At 67.7% G+C, this 19,794-nt stretch carries 20 protein-coding genes; 13 read left to right on the top strand and 7 right to left on the bottom strand.

Translation table 11 applies throughout. The features are described 5' to 3' along the window. A partial coding sequence (locus PKKP23_RS34330; protein ID WP_205703011.1) for a hypothetical protein occupies positions 1–247 on the top strand: 247 nt, incomplete at its 5' end. Between the two features lie 136 nt (positions 248–383). On the opposite strand, the gene PKKP23_RS21210 is transcribed toward PKKP23_RS34330, so the two are convergent. The 4 genes from PKKP23_RS21210 to PKKP23_RS21195 all read right to left on the bottom strand — a co-directional run bounded on the left by PKKP23_RS21210 (position 384) and on the right by PKKP23_RS21195 (position 4,003). Next, positions 384–1,247, bottom strand: a complete 864-nt coding sequence (locus PKKP23_RS21210) for a universal stress protein (protein WP_126878299.1) — start codon at positions 1,245–1,247, stop codon at positions 384–386. Beyond that, positions 1,244–1,786, bottom strand: coding sequence for a universal stress protein (locus tag PKKP23_RS21205; protein ID WP_126878298.1), 543 nt, complete (start codon positions 1,784–1,786; stop codon positions 1,244–1,246). Before PKKP23_RS21205 ends, PKKP23_RS21210 begins: the two co-directional genes overlap by 4 nt. Positions 1,787–1,855: 69 nt before the next feature. Continuing rightward, positions 1,856–3,118: an acetate/propionate family kinase gene (locus PKKP23_RS21200; RefSeq protein WP_168724582.1), complete on the bottom strand. Its 1,263-nt coding sequence runs from the start codon at positions 3,116–3,118 to the stop codon at positions 1,856–1,858. Between the two features lie 45 nt (positions 3,119–3,163). Next, complete coding sequence (locus tag PKKP23_RS21195) at positions 3,164–4,003, bottom strand: universal stress protein (RefSeq protein ID WP_017775759.1); 840 nt, start codon at positions 4,001–4,003, stop codon at positions 3,164–3,166. Between the two features lie 432 nt (positions 4,004–4,435). Between PKKP23_RS21195 and PKKP23_RS21190 the strand changes: the two genes are divergently transcribed. The 5 genes from PKKP23_RS21190 (at position 4,436) to PKKP23_RS21170 (ending at position 9,397) form a co-directional block, all read left to right on the top strand. Continuing rightward, entirely contained in the window at positions 4,436–5,023 is a 588-nt protein-coding gene (locus PKKP23_RS21190; protein ID WP_126878296.1) for a hypothetical protein, read from the top strand. Beyond that, complete coding sequence (locus PKKP23_RS21185; RefSeq protein ID WP_017775761.1) at positions 5,013–5,759, top strand: beta-ketoacyl-ACP reductase; 747 nt, start codon at positions 5,013–5,015, stop codon at positions 5,757–5,759. Before PKKP23_RS21190 ends, PKKP23_RS21185 begins: the two co-directional genes overlap by 11 nt. Continuing rightward, positions 5,756–7,684 (top strand): PHA/PHB synthase family protein, encoded by a 1,929-nt coding sequence (locus PKKP23_RS21180; RefSeq protein WP_240659084.1) that lies wholly within the window; start codon positions 5,756–5,758, stop codon positions 7,682–7,684. Before PKKP23_RS21185 ends, PKKP23_RS21180 begins: the two co-directional genes overlap by 4 nt. Continuing rightward, positions 7,681–8,724, top strand: coding sequence for a bifunctional enoyl-CoA hydratase/phosphate acetyltransferase (locus tag PKKP23_RS21175; protein WP_017775763.1), 1,044 nt, complete (start codon positions 7,681–7,683; stop codon positions 8,722–8,724). Before PKKP23_RS21180 ends, PKKP23_RS21175 begins: the two co-directional genes overlap by 4 nt. A gap of 238 nt (positions 8,725–8,962) precedes the next feature. Further along, positions 8,963–9,397: an Hsp20/alpha crystallin family protein gene (locus tag PKKP23_RS21170; RefSeq protein ID WP_017775764.1), complete on the top strand. Its 435-nt coding sequence runs from the start codon at positions 8,963–8,965 to the stop codon at positions 9,395–9,397. Positions 9,398–9,759: 362 nt separating this feature from the next. Here PKKP23_RS21170 and PKKP23_RS21165 read toward each other — a convergent pair whose 3' ends face one another. Then, positions 9,760–11,157 (bottom strand): MBL fold metallo-hydrolase RNA specificity domain-containing protein, encoded by a 1,398-nt coding sequence (locus PKKP23_RS21165; protein WP_126878295.1) that lies wholly within the window; start codon positions 11,155–11,157, stop codon positions 9,760–9,762. 246 nt (positions 11,158–11,403) lie between these two features. Between PKKP23_RS21165 and PKKP23_RS21160 the strand changes: the two genes are divergently transcribed. The 7 genes from PKKP23_RS21160 (at position 11,404) to PKKP23_RS21135 (ending at position 17,669) form a co-directional block, all read left to right on the top strand. After that, the gene (locus PKKP23_RS21160) at positions 11,404–11,946 is read left to right on the top strand and encodes a flavodoxin family protein (RefSeq protein ID WP_126878294.1); all 543 of its coding nucleotides are present in this window, start codon (positions 11,404–11,406) and stop codon (positions 11,944–11,946) included. Positions 11,947–11,965: 19 nt separating this feature from the next. Next, the gene (locus tag PKKP23_RS21155) at positions 11,966–12,427 is read left to right on the top strand and encodes a CBS domain-containing protein (protein WP_026121659.1); all 462 of its coding nucleotides are present in this window, start codon (positions 11,966–11,968) and stop codon (positions 12,425–12,427) included. Between the two features lie 180 nt (positions 12,428–12,607). Beyond that, the gene (locus PKKP23_RS21150) at positions 12,608–14,683 is read left to right on the top strand and encodes a phosphate transport regulator (protein ID WP_126878293.1); all 2,076 of its coding nucleotides are present in this window, start codon (positions 12,608–12,610) and stop codon (positions 14,681–14,683) included. After that, on the top strand, positions 14,680–16,506 hold the full coding sequence (locus tag PKKP23_RS21145; RefSeq protein ID WP_126878292.1) for a PEP/pyruvate-binding domain-containing protein: 1,827 nt from the start codon (positions 14,680–14,682) through the stop codon (positions 16,504–16,506). The genes PKKP23_RS21150 and PKKP23_RS21145 overlap by 4 nt, the downstream gene beginning before the upstream one ends. A 185-nt stretch (positions 16,507–16,691) precedes the next feature. Beyond that, positions 16,692–16,943 carry a hypothetical protein gene (locus tag PKKP23_RS21140; RefSeq protein WP_017775770.1) on the top strand — a complete coding sequence of 84 codons (252 nt, stop codon included), beginning with the start codon at positions 16,692–16,694 and terminating at the stop codon, positions 16,941–16,943. Between the two features lie 13 nt (positions 16,944–16,956). After that, positions 16,957–17,130: a hypothetical protein gene (locus tag PKKP23_RS33785; RefSeq protein ID WP_161978125.1), complete on the top strand. Its 174-nt coding sequence runs from the start codon at positions 16,957–16,959 to the stop codon at positions 17,128–17,130. Further along, positions 17,127–17,669: a hypothetical protein gene (locus PKKP23_RS21135; RefSeq protein ID WP_240659083.1), complete on the top strand. Its 543-nt coding sequence runs from the start codon at positions 17,127–17,129 to the stop codon at positions 17,667–17,669. Before PKKP23_RS33785 ends, PKKP23_RS21135 begins: the two co-directional genes overlap by 4 nt. Before the next feature lie 19 nt (positions 17,670–17,688). Here PKKP23_RS21135 and phaZ read toward each other — a convergent pair whose 3' ends face one another. Together phaZ and PKKP23_RS21125 are read right to left on the bottom strand one after the other, a co-directional pair. Continuing rightward, positions 17,689–19,059, bottom strand: coding sequence for a polyhydroxyalkanoate depolymerase (gene phaZ, locus PKKP23_RS21130; RefSeq protein ID WP_126878291.1), 1,371 nt, complete (start codon positions 19,057–19,059; stop codon positions 17,689–17,691). Positions 19,060–19,110: 51 nt separating this feature from the next. Then, a complete protein-coding gene (locus PKKP23_RS21125) occupies positions 19,111–19,458 on the bottom strand; it encodes a hypothetical protein (protein WP_126878290.1) in 348 nt (115 codons plus the stop codon). Positions 19,459–19,794: the final 336 nt, after the last annotated feature.

Genomic DNA, 19,794 nt, shown 5'->3' with positions numbered 1-19,794 from the left:
ATCGCTTGAGGGGCATCGGGGCGACCGTTTCTCTCCCGAAGTCTCTATCGCAACTGCCGCGCTAGAGAACTGCGATCTCGAGCCACCAAAACATCCAGGCCAAAAAGCGAGTTTTTCAACAGAATCGTTTCAAGAACAGACATTCGGAGACGGTACGCCGAAGGTCCGCAGCTCGACAACCGTCACCAATCTCCCCAACTCCCCCCCCCAAAAAAAACGCCCACCACTCACCTGTCCCAAAAAGTGAATGGCGGGCGCAGCCGATGCGCGAGGGCTTGTCGCGCTTCCGGGACCGAAGATTCAGTCGCCTTTCCTGCATTCGTTCACGGTGCTTTGCCGGCACCCCTCAATGCGCCGATTAATGCGTCAATTAATGGCACCCCTCAATGCGCCATCAAAACCGGCACCGTCATCGCCTCCAGCATCGTGCGCGTCACCCCGCCCAGCACGCGCTCCTGCACCCGCGTATGCCCATATGCGCCCATCACGAGCAGATCGGCATGCACGTCTGAAAGGCGGTTCAGCAGCGACGTGCCTACGCTCATGCCCGCCACGTGCGGCATCGTCGCGAACGACGCGCTCACGCCGTGGCGCGCCAGATAAGCGGCGAGGTCGATGCCTTCGGGCGCGTCGAGCGAGTCCAGGTTCTCGTTGCGGCCGTGTTGCACCACCTGGATCGTGACGAAGCGCGCGCGGCGCAGAATGGGTAGCGCGTCGTGCACGGCGCGCGCGGACTCACGGCTCGCGTCCCACGCAATCAGCACGTTTTCGCCGAAGGTGCGCATCTTGCCGATGTACGGCAGCACGATGGCCGGCACGCCGCTCGCCATGACGAGATCGCCCACGAAGTTGCTCGCGATGTACGCGGCGGGGTCGTCCGGGTCGTACTGGCCCAGCACGAGCACGTCGGCGTGGCGCGCGTGGAGCGTGGCGGCGTCGATTGCCTCGCCGCGCGGCGCGCGCCATTCCGCGGAGACGCCCGCAAGGCGCGCCGCTTCGTTGAAGCCTTCCTCGGCGCGGCGGGCGCGTTCGGCCTGCTGTGCTTCGTTTACGGCGAGGCGCAGGTTTTCGTCGTCGCGATAGATCGGCCGGAACAGATCCTGGCAGACCACGTAGAGCCCGATCAGATGCGCGTCGTTGCGGCGCGCGAAGTCGCAGGCGAAGGCGAGGCGCGTAGCCGCCTGACGGCTGTCGTCCAGGTGAACGATGATCGTGCGCCAGGCGGTGGTGCGGGCGGACGCGTTCATGACGGCTCCTTCGCGCTTTCGGGCGACTGCTTTTCGCGCGACTGTTCGGAGGCTGCGTTGTGCACCGGCTCAGGCTGATCGGGGTGGACCTCGCCGTGCGCCGGTATCAGCAGCACGGCGCAGGGCGCCGTACGCAGCACGCGTTCGGCCACGCTGCCGAGCACCAGCCGCCTGAAGCCGCGTCGTCCGTGCGTGCCCATCACGATGAGATCGGCGGGCAGGGCCTGGGCGGCGAGCCGAATGCGATGCGCCACGTCTTCGCCCGGCGGCTCCACTTCCACGATGGTCGGTGTGCCGTGCACGCCGTGCTCGGTCATGCGTTGCGCCGCATCGGCCATGACGCGCGCGCCTTCGTCGCGAAACGCGTCGCGCACGATGGAGGGGTCGTAGCCCGGCGCGTCGAACGGCAGTACGGGAATGTCGATCACGTAGAGCGGCGTCAACTGCGCGCCGCTTTGCTGCGCGAGCTGCAATGCTGTGTCGAGTGCGCGCGACGACGTTTCGCTACCGTCCAGCGCGACGAGAATTCGGGTGTACATGGCGGGCCTCGGCTCGAATGACATGCGTTCAATCATCGGTAGAGGACCGGCCTGCGGTCCTGATCTGGATCAAGCGGCGGGGTCGCGTGAAACGGAGGCAACCGGGCGAGTGGCGCCGCCCAGCAACTGCCACGCGCTTTGCGCGGCCACCCATTCTTCGTTGGTGGGTTCCACCACCACGGTGACGCGGCTCGACGGCGTCGAAATGACGTGGGCGTTGGCGCGGTTCGCGTCGCTATCGAGTTCGATGCCGAGCCATTGCAGCGCCGCGCACACGCGTTCGCGCACGGGCGCCGAATGCTCGCCCACGCCCGCGGTGAAGACGAGCATGTCGAGCCCGCCCAGCAGCGCCACGAGCGCGCCCGTTTCGCGCACGATGCGCCGCACGTAGAGCGCGAGCGCGTCGCGGGCGCGTTCGTCGTGGCGCTCGGCGTCGAGCAGCACGCGCGGATCGCCCGACGTTCCCGACACGCCCTTGAGCCCTGCTTCGTCGTAGAGCAGCCTGCCGAGCGCGCGGTGCGACAGCCCCCGCACTTCGATCAGGTGCAAGAGCACGCCGGGGTCGATGGAGCCGCAACGCGTGCTCATCATGAGCCCGTCGAGCGCGGAGAAACCCATCGTGGTGGCCACGCTTTGCAGGTTCTGCAGCGCGCAGAGGCTCGCGCCGCTGCCCAGATGCGCGGCCACCACGCGACCGCGCGCCTGCGCGCCAAATGCTTCGCTGAGCGCGACCGAAAGGTACTCGTACGAGAGCCCATGAAAACCGTAGCGCCGCACGCCTTCGTCGAACATGGCGTGCGGCAGCGGCAGCAGTTGCTCGCAGCGCGGCAGCGTGCGGTGAAACGTGGTGTCGAACACGGCGACCTGCGGCACGCCGGGCAGGGCGCGCATCAGAATCTCGATGGCGCCGATGTTGTGCGGCTGATGCAGCGGCGCGAGCGGAATGAGCGTGCAGAGGTCGTCGAGCACGGCTTCGTTCACCACCACGGGCGCCGTATGGCGCGCACCGCCATGCACCACGCGATGCGCAACGGCGGCAAGCTGTACGTGATCGTTCTGCGTGCGCACCCATTCGATCACGGGCGCAAGCGCCGCGCGGTACGGGTCGCCGTCCGACGCCCCCGCCTTGATGGGCACGTCGACGCCGTCCACGCGCATCCGCAGCGTCTCGCCGATGCCCTCCACTTCGCCCGAGCGCCGCGGCCGGCGCGGCGGACCTTCGGCGGCGCGATCGCTGCGTTCCTCGTCAGCAGGGCAATCGAACAGCGCGAACTTGATGCTGGACGAACCCGCGTTGAGCACGAGAATGGCGGCGGGGGTGGGCGAAGGCATCGGCGAAGGCATCGGTGTCGGCATGGGCATCGACGGCATTCGCCTTCAGTGCGACATCAGCACGGGCATCGTCATGGATCGCAGCAGCGTGCGCGTGGCGCCGCCCATCACCAGTTCCTGCCAGCGCGCGTGGCCGTAGCCGCCCATCACGATGAGGTCGGCACCAGCGTCGGCCGCGCGCGAGAGCAGCGTTTCGCCCACCGGCACACCCGACGGACTCTCGAACTCCACGACCTCCACGGTCACGCCATGACGCGCGAGCACGAGCGCGACGTCCGCGCCCGGAATGCGGCTGCCGGACGGCTCGCCGCGCGTGCCGTTGATGGTGAGCACCGTGGTCTTCTTCGCGTGGGCGAGCAGCGGCAGTGCGTCGTGCATGGCACGCGTGGCTTCGCGGCTGCCGTCCCAGGCCACCACCGCGTGGTGTCCGATGGACGGAAACACGCCCGTGTAGGGCACGAGCAGCACGGGGCGCCCGCAGGTCATCACGAGGTTCTCGGCGAAGTGGTCGGCGATGTACGAGTCCGGGTCGTTGGGGTCGTTCTGGCCCGCCACGATCAGGTCCGCATAACGCGCACGGCGCGGCACGGAAAGGTTCGCGTATTCCGTGGTGGCAACCCATTCGCCTTCCACCTTTGCGCGCGCGATTTCGGCGTGAAAGAGCCGCTCCAGCGCCGCGCGGTGCTGCGTGCGCTTGCGCTCGTGTTCGATGAAGTAGTCCGCCGACCCGGCCATCACGTAGAACGAGCGCGGCTCGGGCGTGAAGGTGGCGAAGAGGCCGGTGAGATGCGCCCCGAACTGGCTCGCGAGCCGCAGCGCGATTTCGAGGCGCGGATGCGCCCGTTCGCTCGTATCGAGGTGAACAACGATGCTCTTGTAGCTCATCGCGCGTGCTCCGAAAAAAAGAACCAGGGTGACGGTATGCCATGGAGTCTAGAAAGCGCCGCGCGTACCCCGTTGATGCAGATCAAGCGCGAAGGAGTGCGCCGTCTTGCGCCGATGCCGCGGCGTGGTGCGCCGGTGCCGTATGTGCCCTATGCGCCGTACGCACCGTACGCACCGTATGCGGGGCCGCTTCGCTTGCTGCGTATGAAAGCGCCGCCTTCGGTGCACCGCAGCAGGGAACGCCTGGCGGGATTGATACAGGTCAACGCCCGGGAGGACCGGTCGCCTACAGTGAAACCCGACCATCCGGTAGCGGCGTGCTTCACGCGACTGAACCGGTCGAACCCATCGAACGGGCTCGGCCGGCGCACCCGTGCCGGAGCGCCGGAACATGGGAACGCGCGGGGTCGTCGACACACGAGGAAAGGGATCATGGCAAACGAATACAACGCGTTGCTGGAAACCTGCCGGGCCAACGCGACCATTGCACTACGCATGCTCGCGCTCGGCCAGCAATGGCGACAGCAGGCGCTCGCATGGCAGCAGCGCCGCGTCGAGCGTGACCGCAACGCCGTGCAGCAGGCGCTTGGCGCCCTGGCTCACGCGCAGGACTGGAACGAGATGGTGGCGGGCTACCACACCGTGGTGCGCGACTACCTCAGCGTGAGCACGTCGCTCTGGCAGGACGGCATCCAGATCGCCACGCAGGCGCCGCGCGAGGCCGGCAACGGCGTGCAGGAAGCACTACGCCAGTGGCAAGGCGCGTGCACGGGCGAGTGGCACAAGCTCACCGCCGCCAACGGCGCCGCGCTGCCCATGCGCGACTGGATGGCCGCGTTCGAGCGCACGGCCGAGTCGGTGGCGCATGCGGTTGCGCAGGCATCGACCTCATTGGCCCCATCGGCCTCATCCCCGGCCAGCACCGAAACCGCAGACTCAACGACCACTGCCGAACCCTCGGCCCGACAAACAGCAGCCGCGCGTTCGCGCGCCGCGAAAGGAGACCGCCATGCCGACTAAACGCGTTGCATTCGTGACGGGCGGCATGGGCGGCCTCGGCGCCGCGATCAGCCGACGGCTTCACGACGCCGGCATGACCGTGACCATGTCGCATTCCGAGGCCAACGACCACGTGTCCACCTGGCTCACGCACGAGCGCGACGCCGGCCGCACGTTCCACGCCTACGAGGCCGACGTCGCCGACTTCGATTCCTGCGAGCGCTGCGCGCAGCGCGTGCTCGAAGAGTTCGGCCAGATCGACGTGCTCATCAACAACGCCGGCATCACGCGCGACTCCACGTTCATGAAGATGAACAAGACCGACTGGGAGACCGTGATTCGCACCGACCTCGACGCGCTCTTCAACATGACCAAGCCGTTTCTGCCCGGCATGGTGACGCGCCGCTTCGGGCGCATCGTGAACATCGGGTCGGTGAACGGCTCGCGCGGCTCGTTCGGGCAGACCAACTACTCGGCGGCGAAGGCCGGTATTCACGGCTTCACGAAATCGCTCGCGCTCGAAGTGGCGAAGCACGGCGTGACGGTCAACACCGTGTCGCCCGGCTTTCTCGCCACGCACATGGTGGAAGCCATACCGAAGGACGTGCTGGAGGCGAAGATCCTGCCGCAGATTCCGGTAGGGCGCCTCGGCCAGCCCGACGAAGTGGCGGCGCTCATCGCGTTCCTGTGCTCGGACGATGCCAGCTTCATCACCGGCGCGAATCTCGCCATCAACGGCGGCATGCACATGCAATGACCGAGGCCAACGCACAGCCGACCGCGCCGGCGAACGCACACACGCCTGAAAACGAGCCGGCTTCCGCGAAACCCGCGAAGGTCACGAAGGCCGCGAATGTTACGAAGGCGCGCAGGAACGCTGCGCATCGTTCGGGGCAGGCCATCGAGCCTGTCGAGGTCACGCTGCATCCCGACCGGTTGCCCGCGCCCACCACCCGCGACGATCCACTCGACCGCGCCGCGCATGCCGCGCTCGCCATGATGACGGGTGGCCTTTCGCCCGCTTCCATGGCACTCGCCTGGCTCGACTGGAGCATGCATCTGTCGGCGTCGCCGGGGAAATGTCTGGAGCTTGCGCTGCGCGCCTGGCGCGACGCGTGGCTGCCGGGCGCGGACAGTGCGCTGGCGGCGCACGCAGCACCCAACGACACGACCCACCACCCGCAGCCGGGCGAGCAAGCCGCCCCGGCCACGCCCGACCCGCGCTTCGCCGCGCCCGCCTGGTCGCTCTGGCCGTTCTGCGTGTATCGCGACACGTTTCTCGGCATGCAGCGCTGGTGGGAAGACGCCACCACGGGCGTGCCCGGGGTGGAGCGGCACCACGAGGAACTCGCACGCTTCGGCGCGCGGCAATGGGTCGACGCCTGGTCGCCCGGCAATTTCGTGGCGACGAACCCCGCCGTGCTCGAAGCCACCGCGAAGACCGGTGGCGCGAACTTCGTCGCGGGCGCGCAGCAATGGCTCGCTGACTTCGAAGACATGGCGGCAAGCCACGTGGCGGGCCGTCCGCGCAGCCCCTCGGCCTACCAGCCGGGCCGCGACGTGGCCATCACGCCGGGCAAGGTGGTGTGGCGCAACGCGCTCTGCGAACTGCTGCAATACGCGCCCAGCACGGCGCACGTGGCGCGCGAACCGGTGTTCATCGTGCCGTCGTGGATCATGAAGTACTACATCCTCGACCTGCAGCCGCACGATTCGCTGGTGCGCTTTCTCGTCGATCAGGGCTACACGGTCTTCATGATCTCGTGGCGCAATCCGGGCGCGGAAGCGCGCGACCTGGGGCTCAACGACTACCTCTCCAACGGTCTGCTCGCAGCCCTCGCGCAAGTGCGCGAACGCTGCGGCGAGCCTGTGCATGCGGTGGGCTATTGCCTTGGCGGCACGCTGCTCGCCATCGCTGCCGCGACGCTCGCGCGCGACGGCCACACGGACACGCTGCGCTCCGTCACGCTGCTCGCGGCACAAACCGATTTCACGGAGCCGGGCGAACTCGGCCTCTTCATCGATGCGAGCGAACTGGCCGCGCTCGATGCGCTGATGTGGCGCCAGGGCTATCTGGACGGCGCGCAGATGGCCGCCGCGTTCCAGTTGCTCAACGCGCGCGACCTGATCTGGTCACGCATGATGAGCGAATATCTGCTGGGGCGCCGCTCGAAGCCCAACGACCTGATGGCCTGGAACGCGGACACCACGCGCCTGCCGTACCGCATGCACACGGAGTACCTGCATAGCCTCTTTCTGGACAACGACCTCGCGGCAGGCCGCTATCACGTGGACGGACGCAACGTGGCGCTCTCCGACATCGAATGGCCCACGTTCGTGGTGGGCACCGAACGCGACCACGTTTCGCCGTGGCGCTCGGTCTACAAGCTGCTGCTCTTCACGCACAACCCCGTCACGTTCCTGCTGACCGCGGGCGGCCACAACGCCGGCATCGTTTCCGAGCCGGGGCACGCCGGGCGCCACTACCGCTGCGCCACGCGCGAGCGCGGCGCCCCGTATCGCGGACGGCAGGAATTCCTCGACGAAACGCCCGTGACCGAAGGCTCCTGGTGGCCGCGCTGGACCGAATGGCTGCGCACGCAGTCGAGCGGGCAAGTGAAAGCGCGCGCCGTGCCGGATGGTCTCGGTGACGCCCCTGGCACCTACATCTTCGAACCATGAACGACATCCTCAAGACAGACGGCGAGCCCGCGCTCGAATACGACACGCGTGTGCCCGTGGGCGGTGTGACCCAGCCGCTGGTGGTCGGACTGCCGGGCCTTTTGCCGGCCGCGAACGGCGAGATGCCTGCGCTGCTCGCCATGGCGCATCGGTGCGGGCCGGTGCGCACGGCGATCGTGCATCCGTGCGACGCATCGAGCCTTGCCGCGCTGGTGGAAGCGAGCGTGGGGCGGGGCGCGGGCTTCATCGACCCCGTGATCGTCGCGCCACGCCGCAAGGTGGAAGCCGCAGCCGCGCAGGCGGGTATCGACCTCAGCGGCATTCCGATCGAAGACGTGCCGCACAGCCACGCGGCCGCGCAGCACGCCGTGGAGCTGGCCGCGCGCGGCCAGGTGCATGCGCTGATGAAAGGCAGCCTGCACACCGACGAGCTGATGGGCGCCGTGGTGGCGCCGGCCTCGGGCTTGCAGACGGGCCGGCGCATTTCGCATTGCTTCCTGCTGCATGCGCCCGCCTACGAGCGCCCGTTCATCATCACGGACGCCGCGGTCAACATCGCGCCGGACCTCGCGCAGAAATTCGAGATAGCGCGCAACGCCATCGGCCTGGCGCACGCGCTCGGCGTGGAAGAACCGCGCATGGCCGTGCTGTGCGCGGTGGAGACCGTGAACCCACAGATGCATTCCACGCTCGACGCCGCCGCGCTCGCCAAGATGGCCGACCGTGGGCAACTGGCGGGCGCTGTGGTGGACGGCCCGCTCGCGTTCGACAACGCGATCTCCGACGTCGCTGCGCGCATGAAGGGCATTACCTCGCCGGTGGCGGGCCGCGCCGACATCCTGCTCGTGCCCGACATCGAAGCCGGCAACATGCTCGCGAAGCAGCTGGAGTTTCTGGGCGGAGCCGCGAGCGCCGGCATCGTGCTGGGCGCGCGCGTGCCCATCGTGTTGACGAGCCGCGCGGACAGCGTGCCGGGGCGCATCGCGTCGTGCGCGCTCGCGGCCATTCTGGGCGCGCGCGAACGCGACGGCGCAGGCTGAACGCGGCACGGCATGCATGGGAACGTCGAGCGCCGTCGACGCGCATCAACGCTGATCGGCGCCCATCGAAGCCGGTTGATACACGTCAACGGCATGCGGGCACCGGGTTCTAGAGTAAGAGCATGCAGCCACGCGCTTCGACCAGGTGGCATGCGGACTGGCCCGCTCCCGGGGCGCCGGACCCGGGAGTCGAACGGGGCGCTTTCAACCGGACCTGAAAACGTTTGAGGAGCAAGCAATGAGCAATCTGACCCGTTACGACCCGTTTTCGCTCGAACCTGTCAGCGACCTGTTTCAGGGGCTGTTCCGGCCGCTGCGCGGTATCGCGCCCGCGGAGGAAGAACAGCTCGCCGCCATGAAGATCGACGTGACGGAAGACGACAAGGCGTACACCGTGAAGGCGGAACTGCCGGGCGTGGAGCGCAACGACATCGACGTGAAGATCGACGGCAATCTGGTGTCGATCAACGCGAAGGTGGAGCGCAACAAGGAACTGAAGGAAGGCGAGCGCGTGGTGCGCCGCGAGCGCTATTCGGGCACGTTCAGCCGTTCCTTCACGCTCGCCGCGGACGTGGACGAAGCCGGCGCCACCGCGCAGTACAAGGACGGCGTGCTCGCGCTGACGCTGCCGAAGAAGGCACCCACGGCGCGCAAGCGTCTCGAGATTCAGTGAGGTTTCAGCAGGGGCTCGGTACGGCCCCCGTATGGCCCCAGTACGGCTTCACTGGTTCACGAGCGGAAAGTACGCCACGTGAGTGGCGTGAAAAACCGGGCGCATCGTTGCAGATGCGCCCGGTTCTTTTTTTGGCGCGGCGCGATGGCGGCGACGGGTGGCGACGGATCGGGGCGTGGGCAGCTTCCATGCGGCGCGCGGTATCAGGCAACCGCCAACTGGCAACTAGCAACCGGCAACTAGCAACTAGCAACTAGCAACTAGCAACTAGCAACCGGCAACCGGCAACCGGCAACCGGCAACCGGCAACCGGCAACCGGCAACAGCCTCCCCGCCGCGTGCACGTAAGCAAGCGTCAGCGCCTACACCTTGCAAGGCTCCGCATCGGGGTGATCCGGCAGTTCAGGCAACTCCACCGATTGCATCCACGTCGGCACCTCGCAGCGCCAGTGCAGCGTTTCCTCGATGCGGCGGCGCAGGGCGTCCGCGGCTGCGGGCTCGCCGTGCGTGACGAAGGTGCGCTCGGGCGGAATGGAAAGATGGCCCAGCCACGCCAGCGTCTCGCTGTAGTCGGCATGGGCCGAGAGCGACGAGATCGTTTCCACGTGGGCGCGCACGCGCACGTACTCGCCGTGAATCTTGATGGACGGCTCGTGCGCCGCGAGCGCCGCGCCGCGTGTGCCGGCTGCCTGATAGCCGACGAGCGCGATGGTATTGCGCGGGTCCGGCGCGTAAGCCTTCAGGTGATGCAGCACGCGGCCGCCCGTGGCCATGCCGCTGCCCGCGATGATCACCATCGGCCCGCGATGCTCGCCAATCGCCTTCGACTGGTCCACCGTTCGCACCATGATCGCCGCCTTGCCGATGGCCTCGGCCTGCGAAAGCGTGAGCCGATGGTCGCGCAGATGGTGGCGGTAGATGTCCGTCACGCTCGTCGCCATCGGGCTGTCCAGGTAGACGGGCACGTTCGGCATGCGGCCCGCCACCTTCAACTGCGCGATGTAGTGAAGGATCTCCTGCGCGCGCCCCACGGCGAAGCAGGGCATGACCACGACACCGCCGCGTGCGAAGGTCTTCGAAAAGAGCGCCTCGAGTTCGTCGATGGGGTCGCCCGGCTCGTGCAGACGGTCGCCGTAGGTCGATTCCACCACGAGGTAGTTCGCGTGCACGGGCGGGGCGGGTGCCCGCATGATCGGATCGTTCGGACGCCCCAGGTCGCCCGAGAACGCGATGAGCTTGTGGCCGCAGCACAGCACCACGCTCGCGGCGCCCAGAATGTGGCCCGCGGGCAGCAGCCGGAACGCGACGCGCTCGTTGAGCGGCGTGGGCACGTCGAAATCGCGCGGCACGAACTGGCGCAACACGCGCTCCGCGTCGTCCACCGTATAGAGCGGCAAGGCGGGATGGTGCTTCGAATAGCCATGCCGGTTCGCGAATTCGGCCTCTTCTTCCTGAAGCCTTGCGCTGTCGCGCAGCATGACCTCGCAGAGATCGAGCGTGCCCGGCGTGCAATACACCGGCCCGCGGTAGCCGTTGCGCGCGAGCACGGGCAGGTAGCCGCTGTGGTCGATATGCGCGTGCGTGAGGATCACGGCATCGAGCGAATCCACCGGCACCGGCAGCTCGCCCCAGTTGCGCAGCCGCAGGTTCTTCGTGCCCTGAAACAGCCCGCAGTCGATGAGAATGCGCAGACCGCCCGCTTCGAGCAGATATTTCGATCCGGTGACAGTTTCGGTTGCGCCGAGAAAAGTGAGTTTCATAGCAGGTCCGTAGGGGAATGCGCGGTCGCATTTCTGTTGCGCTTGCTGGTGCGCCTGTCGGAAAAACGCCGCCTGCCTCATTGCACTCGCGAGGGTCCGATGGGCGCTTGATATGGATCATGAAACGCGGGCTGGCGCTTTCTATCCTGTGCGCATGTGGTTTCGCCGGACGTGCATCGCCGGCGCGCCAGACCGCCGTCTTCCACATCAATGAATCAATCCCGTCGTCCCGCACGGAGGCCTGCCATGCCGGCTGCCCGAGTTCTCGTGGTCTATTTCTCCCGCTCCGGCACCACGGCGCGTCTTGCGTCCATGCTTGCCGGCATGCTGCACGCAGACCTCGAAGCGATTCGCGAAAGCGGTGCTGACCCGGATGCGGAGCGTAACGGTGCGCGTAAGGGTGCGCGCGGCTATCTGCGCTCGCTCATTGAAGCGGTGCGGCAGCGGCCCGCCGCCATCGAGCCGCCCGTGCACGATCCGGCCGCCTACGACGTCGTGATCGTCGGCTCGCCCGTCTGGGCGCGCAGCGTGAGTTCGCCGGTGCGCGCGTGGCTCGTGGCGCACCGCGCGTCGCTGAAGCACGTGGCGTTCTTCTGCAGCCTGGGCGGCAGCGGCGCGGCGAACGCGCTCGACCAGATGCGTGTACTCGCGGGCAAACCGCCCGTCGCGCAGTGCGAAGTGACGGCAAGCGACCTGCATGCCGGCAAAGATCAACGGCTGATCGCGGAATTCGCCCAGCGCATCGGCCAGCGCCTGACCGTGCTCGACACGGTTGAATGGACCTTGTGACGAACTGAGGAGAACGCTCATGAAAGTCGAGGAATGCCACAGCGAGGGGACGGTTCACATCCCCATGTCGTGCAACCTTCAGGAAGCAGCCACACAGATGCGCGCGCAGCACGTGGGCGCGCTCATCGTGACCGACCCTGAGGGCGAGCGCATCGTGGGCATCGTGACGGATCGCGACATCGTGATCGAGTCCGTTGCCAAAGGCACATCGCCTACGGACACGCTAGTGGGCGAGGTGATGACGCCGCGCGTCGCGACGATCGACGAAAAGGCCGACCTTGCCGACGCGATGCAGACCATGGCGAGCCAGGGCGTTCGGCGGCTCGCCGTGACACGCGAAGGCGCGAGCATTGTCGGCGTGCTTTCGCTCGACGACGTGGTGGAAGCACTGGGCCGCGACTGGACGCTGCTTGCCAGCATCGTGCGCCACGAGCAGAACCGCGAGCGCACGGCGAGCGTGCAAACGCCGTTGCCGATGTGAGTGCCGCCTGTGAACCTGTTTATGTGAACGCTATTTCTGCGCCCTGAAGAAAGACCCGCTCCGGCGGGTCGTTTTTTGCCCGCGCCCGCTCATGCGTTCGCGCCTGTATCGCTTTCTGCTTTTTGCGCTGCTCTTTGCCGTGACCCCCAACCCGTTTCCGATCCGAGCCACGCACGCATCATGCAAAAAACCGAAGCCGTCGACGCCATGGGGCAGCGCAGTCTGTTGCTGCCCGCCTGGATTCAGCAGGCCCTCGCCGCCAACGAGCGCCTGAAGCTCTATCTGAGCGTGTTGCAGGCCGCGGCCTCGCACGCGGATCATCCCGAGCGCGAGGCGCTCGATTTCTCGGCCGAAATGGCCGCGGCGCAAACCGATGCAGCATGGCTGCGCAATCTGCCGGCCACCGCCTCGCGCGTGGACGACGCGTTGCTGCTGCCCGAACTGCCGCGCCTCGTGAAACGCCTGGCCGAAGAACTCGCGACGATGGCGCGCCCGCTGATCGAGACCGAGCCGGAACGCGAAAGCGCAGCAAACGCGTTCCGCGCGCGCGTCGCGCACTGGAGCGCATGGCTCGGCGCGCTGGAGGGGGACCAGCTCACCACGGCCCAATTGCGTGCGCTCACAAGCGGCGAACGTGGAGGCGAGCGCGACAGGCAGCACGGCGGCCCACACCACAACCAGCACGACAGCCAGCACGACAGCCAGCGCGACAGCGAAGACAGCCTGCACCTGCTCGTCATGGACCTGCACCGCCAGCTCAACCAGCTGGCCGCAGCGCTCGCGACCGAAGACGTCGATGGCGCGCACGTCTGGCAGGTGCTGCCCGACGACAAGCTGCGCATTGCCGCGTTCATGCGCGGCCTGAACCGCACGGCGCCGCTGCGCTTCGACCACCCCGGCCTCGGCACGGCGGCCACGCGCGACGGCACGCGGCTGCTGCTGCAAAACGACATCGGCGAAAACGACGTGCACGTGCTCGTCGTGCAGGTGGAGGGCCGCACCATCACGCTGCGCTATTCGGACCTGCATCGCGTGCGCTTCGAGTTCTTCCAGTCGCTGTTGCAGCCGTACGGGGCGCGCTGGGGCAATCTCGAATCGAAGATCGAGGCACGTTTGAACGAGGGCGACGCGTTCACCTTCGGCACCGCCTGGTTCGAATGCGCCGACGACGCCGCGCTCGACGCCACGCTCGAAGGCATCGGTTCGCGCATCGTGTTCTTGATCGACTGGAATCGCGCGCGCAAGCGGCTCTTGCCGTTCGTCGGCAAGGCCGGCGCGATCGCGGTGTTGAAAGAGGCCGCGCGGCTCGATGCGGGGCACATGGCGTGGCTCAAATGCGGCGGCGAAGCGCTCGTGTACGCAGCCATGCAGGACGTGGGGCAGGGCGCGTTCCGCACGTTTCGCATCGGCGACCGGCTCGACACCGTGCTGGGCGACGAAGACGCGCAAGCGTTTCTCGTCGAAGTGCTGCGACTCGCGAGCGCGGCGCTGCTCGCGGGGCAACCCGCTGCGCTCGTGGCCGACGAAACGCGTCTTTTGCTCGCGCGCAGCGTGCGGCATCGCAGCGAGGAGTTCGAGCTGCTCGAAGAGCACGCGGCGTATTGCCATGCGTTGGCACAGGCCGTGAGCGACGGGCTGGAACACGACGTGATGCAGCCGGTGGCCAGCGGTGCGGGCGCTGGCTCGTCATCTGCGCCGGCCAGCGCCGCGCAGGACCTCGCCGCACGCGCGAAGCGCTGGGAGCGTCAGGCCGACCACCTCGTCATGCGCGCCCGCGAAGAAGCGCAGCGTCAGCCGCGCTGGCAGCCCTTTGCGCGCGTAGCCGAACTTTCCGACGACATCGCCGACGCCCTCGAAGAAGCGGCGTTCCTGATGAGCCTGATTGCAGACGGCCACCAGCAAGGCTTTACGGGCGACGTGCGCGAGACGCTGTTGCAACTGGCGCGCACGGTGCTTTCGGCCATGCAGGAGCACATCAAGGCGCTCGCCATTGCGCGCGACCTCGGCTCCGGCGCGGACATGACCGACAGCGACGCCTTTCTCGCCGCTACCTGGAACGTGCTGCGTTCGGAGCGGCAATGCGACGAACTGCTGCGCCACGCCCGGCGCGCGATGCTTGCAAGCCTGCGCGACGCGCCCGCGCTGATGCTCGCCAACGATCTGGCGCAGGCGCTGGAACTCGCGTCGGACCGCTTGCTCGCCGCGGGCTATGCCTTGCGCGACGTCGTGTTCGGACAAACCGGAGAGCGCCGATGAGCGTGCAGACAATCATGCAAACCGCAGCACAGACCGTCGCTGCCGCGGACGAACGCAACGGCAACGGCAACGGCCAGTGGCCCGAGGACGTGCATCTGATTGGCTGCGGCGGGCCGCAACGTGGCGGCTTGAAAGCCGCGGGCCATGCACGCGCGCAACTGGGCGACGAACGCGCCGCAGCCCTTCGCACACCCGGACACACCGACACCGCGCTCGTCGCGCAGATCGGTTTCAAGGCTTATGGTCTCTCGCGCATGGCGGCGCTCGGCTTGCCGGTGCCGCCGGCCTTCGTGCTGGGCACGCGCTATTGCAGCGACGACAACGCCCGCCGTCGCGCCGTCGAACGCACGGTGTGGGGGCCGCCGCTGCAACAAGTGGAACAAGCCTGCGGTCAACGTTTCGGCGACCCGCGTAGGCCGCTTCTCGTTGCCGTGCGCTCGGGCGCGCCGGTTTCGATGCCGGGCATGCTCGACACGCTGCTCGATATCGGCCTGTGCGATGCCACGGTGCCGGGCTTCCTGCGGCAGACCGGCAATCCGCGGCTGGTGTGGGACACCTACCGCAGGCTGGTGGCGAGCTACGGCGAGTTGATCGACGGTATTTCGCCCCAGGTCTTCGCCGACGAATACGCCGCGCTCGCCAACGTGGCAGGAATGGCTGGCGGCAGCAGCGACGAACGCGACGCCCTGGACTTCGCGCAGTTGCGCCAGCTCACGCGGCGGTATCTCGCCGCCTACGAGCGCGCGGCGGGTCGTCCGTTTCCGCAGGCGCCGGAGGCGCAACTGGCCGGCGCCATCGGCGCCGTGCTGGCGAGCTGGCAGTCGGAGAAGGCCGCCGCGTTCCGGCGCCAGTGCGCAATCAGCGAGGACGTGGGCACCGCCGTCACCGTGCAGGCGATGGTGTTCGGCAACGGAGGCGGGCGTTCGGGCGCGGGCGTCGGTTTCACGCGCGACCCGTCCACCGGCGAGCGGGCGCCCTGGGTGGATTTCCTCTTCAACGCGCAGGGCGAAGACGTGGTGTCGGGGCGCCGCGAAGCGTTCGGCCACGATGAACTGGCGCGCGTGATGCCGGCCGTATGGGACGCGCTGCGCGATGCGGCGAGCCGGCTCGAACAGGCGTTCGGCGACATGCAGGACTTCGAGTTCACCGTGCAGGACGGGCGCCTTTTCCTGCTGCAGACGCGCAGCGGCAAGCGCACGCCGCAAGCGGCGGCGCAGATCGCGCTGGATCTGCTCGACGAAGGCGTGATCGACGCAGGCACCGCGCGCGAGCGTACCGCGGCGATCGCCGAGTCTGCTCTCGCGCGCACGCGCGTGGTGTCGGCGTGCAACGCAGGGCGCCATGCAGCGGGTGACGATGCGGGCGGCGCGCAGCCGCTCGGGCCGCTGGTGCCGCTGGTGTCGCTAGCCCGCGCGGCAAGCGCGACAAGCGGCGTGGCCACGGGCGAGATCGCGCTCGACGAACCCTCGGCGCGCGAGCGGCACGCCGCGGGGCGTCCCGTGATTCTCGTGCGACGCGACGCGGACACGCACGACCTCGTCGCTTTGCAGGCCGCGGCGGGGCTGCTGACGCGCCGCGGTGCCCGCACCTCGCACGCCGCGGTGGTCGCGCGGCAACTCGGCAAAGTTTGCCTGACCGGTTGCGAGGCGCTCCAGATCGACGACGCGGCCCGCACGGTGCAGATCGGCGGCCGCACGTTCAACGAAGGCGACACGCTGACGCTGGACGGCAACGAAGGCGCGATCTACGCCGGCGAGACGCGCACGGTAACGGAACCGCTGACGGAACTGAGAGCGCGGTTGGCGCGGCTGCGGTCGGCGTGAACGGGGTTCAGGCCGGACGACTGTTCTGTAGGCACGCGCCTACACGCCGTGCCTCGCGATTACGTGAATTTCCGCCGGCGCTGATTTAAGCCTTGGCCGTTGCTGCCGATACTGTAGTCATGGACGCGCACGCGACGGGGATGTCCCGATTCCCCGCCGCGAAGGCACGAATGAAGGAGCGGACCATGAACGGCAATGCACTCTCCCTGCGCGCACTGGCGAACAAGTGGGTAGCGTCCACGGCTCACTCGGCCCACGTGACGCACGGCAGACTGAGCGCGAGCCGGCGCCGCTACGTCTGCGTCGAGTACGGTTCGCAGAAGGGCCGGCTCGCCATCCTGTTCTTCCGTCACGACGACGGCTCGTGGAACGTTTTTCCGCCCACGAGCGACCTGCTCGCGACACGTTGCGCACCAACACACGCTTTGGCCGCCTAACCGGGAGCCCGCCATGAACGCGATTACCCGACACCTCAGACGCGCCCGCCGCGACAGCCGGACGTTCCGTTTCGCCATGCCGCGTGGGGCGGGCACGTCGTCCTGCCGCCGTCTGCGGCTCACCGGTTTTTCGCACGGCGCGCTCTGCCTGCTCGGCGCGCCGCTTGCGCGCCAGGCTTCGCGATGAGTTGTCTTCTCGCCCGCTCGATTGCGATGGCCTTGCGGCGCGGCATCGCGATGCCTCACGCGTGGCCAATGCGCGTGATGCACCTCGGGCACCTGAGGCCCCTGACGCTGGCTGCCGCGCTGGCGAGCCTCACCGCCTGCGCCAGTAACGCGGACGTCACCGCGTTGCGCCGCAACGAAATCCAGTTGCAGCAGGCGCGCGCCCAGGCGTCGGTGACCTGCGCGAGCGAGGCGCAATGCATTGCCGCCTGGCGGCTCACCCAGGACTACATTGCGAGCCACTCGGTAACGGACATGACGCGTGCCGACGCCAACGTGATCGAGACCGCGCAGCCGCACGGTTTCGGCAAGGTGTGGCTCGCTGCGTCGAAAGCCCCTGCGGATGGCGGCGGCTCGCTCATTCGCCTCAAGGCGATGTGCGACGGCATGTATCGCAGCGACGGCACGCCGGGGTGGTTCTATCAAACCTGCTCGGATGCGATCCGGCGCATCGACGAAGGGTTTCGCAGTTTTGTGGAAGCGGGCTTGAAGCAGAAATAACGCGCCTCAAGCGCACGAACTAAAGGTCCGCCCAGAACTGCTCCAGCATCGGATGCACTTCTTCCCGCCAGCGCGGGCCGAGAAACAGGTCGTAGTGGTCCGCGCCCGCAATCGTGCGCTGCATGCGCCGCGCTGCGGGTATCGCGGTGCACAGCGCCGCAGCCGCGTGCGTTTGTCCCGCGCCTACGATGTCGTCGCGGTCGCCCTCCACCGTGCAGAGCGCCGTCGACGTCAGCGCTTCCAGCGCGACGCGACGCCCCGCGACGTGCCAGGTGCCGTGCGGCAGCAACCGTTCCTGAAAGATCACGCGAATCGTGTCGAGGAAATAGCGCTCGGTCATGTCGAGCACGGACGCGTACTCGCTCAATTCGCGCAGCCGGCGCGTCATTGCGACCAGATCGCCGGTCATGCAACTCGCCCAGTAATGCGCCTGCAACTCGAGGTAACGGTGCGGATGCGCGGCCACGAGCGCGGCGTGCTGGATGAAGCCCGGATACACGCGCCGCCCTTTGCCCGCATACGGCGGCGGCACGACGTCGATGACGTGGCGCTTGAACCAGTCGATCTCGTGATCGTGCGCGAAGCGGTCGATGGGCGTGGGGTGCAGGCTCGCATCGATGGGGCCGCCCATGAGCGTCACGCTCAACGGCGCAAAACCGTTGCCCGCCTGCGCATCCGCGGCGATCAGCGCCACGGCGGCGAGCGCGGGCACGGTGGCCTGGCACACCGAGAGCACATGGACGGCGCCCGCCGCGCGAATGAAGCGTTCGAGCGTAAGCACGTAGTCGTCGAGTCCGAACGGACCGGCTTCGGCGGGCACGTCGCGCGCGTTGGCCCAGTCGGGCACATAGACGTCGTGCTGTTCCAGCAGCGTTTCTACTGTTTCGCGCAGCATGACCGCATGGTGGCCGGCGAGCGGCGGGCAGAGAAACACGGCGGGCGAGCCGGACACCGCGCGCGGCGCTTCGGCCGCGGCGTGGCGGGGGGCGGCAGGGGCGGCAGCAGAGGAGGCAGCGTCGGCCGTGTCCTCGTGGGCGGCGGAAGCGGTGTCAGGATCAACCGCATCGGACGCCACGCGACGGAAGCGGCGCAGCGTGCAGAACGGCACGCGCGCCACCACGTCCTCGACGACAGCGACCGGCGTGCCGTCCACCATCACGTGTTCGATGCCGAAAGGCGGCGGCTCGGGTGACGTGTAGCCCACGGCGGTGAGCCAGTCGATGCCTTCTGAAGCGTCCGTCGGCTCGGCTGGTGGTGCGTCGTGCAGCGTATCCGACGGTGCGCGCGAAGCGCTTCCTGCACCCGATGCGCCGCATGGCTCTCGTTGCGCGTTCGCATTTCGCGATGCGCGCGAGGGTGGTTGTGCCCACGGCTGCATCGTGCGTGCCATACCTCGCTGGGCTTCAAGCCACGCGTACCACATCCTGTCTCCCGTCAGTCCCTAGAACGCCACCTGGAGCACGTAATCGAAGGCAAGCACGCCGGCCGACACCAGCAGCCCCAACGTGAGATTGCCGAGCCGGTGTTCCAGGTCCGGATGCCGGCCCAGCCAGGTCCACGCGAGGAACGCGGCCTGCACGGCAAGCTGGATCGCGAAGGCCGTGAGCATCAGCAGATACTCGTAGCCCATTTCCTTGAAGGCGGCGAAGTGAAAACCCTGCATCGCGATCCATTCGCCCACACGATATATCTCGTAGAGCACGAAGAGAGCCGGAAAGACGTAGCTGACGATATAGGTCGGAATCGTCGCGTGGCGCAGTTCCAGATGGAAGGGGTGAGCGATTTGCATGACAGTCTCCTCACAGGGCGCCGAAGCGGCACCCCTGTCAGATTAGAGCTTAGATAGCGCGCTAAGGTCCGGCTTGATGCGTATCAAGCCGCGCATTGGGCAGAGCGGACTGAAGGGACAGAAAGAACGGAAGGGACAGAAGAAGGCCGTAGCACCAGAAGGGCCGTTGATGCCGAACACCGCAATGTGGCTTTTGATCGCACTGATTCGGACGATCGTCCTTCGTCGCGCGGCAACGTGCCTGCGATAGACTCGAACCGATCGTCTGCGGGTGCCGGCGCGTGGTTTGCGACGGCGCTTGTCCTGGCAAGGCGACAACGGCGACATCGGTTACGA

The organism is Paraburkholderia kururiensis JCM 10599 = LMG 19447 (assembly GCF_003986935.1).
Lineage (GTDB): Bacteria > Pseudomonadota > Gammaproteobacteria > Burkholderiales > Burkholderiaceae > Paraburkholderia > Paraburkholderia kururiensis.
The sequence above is the reverse complement of the archived record's forward strand: the minus strand, read 5'-3'. Positions and strand labels throughout refer to the sequence as shown.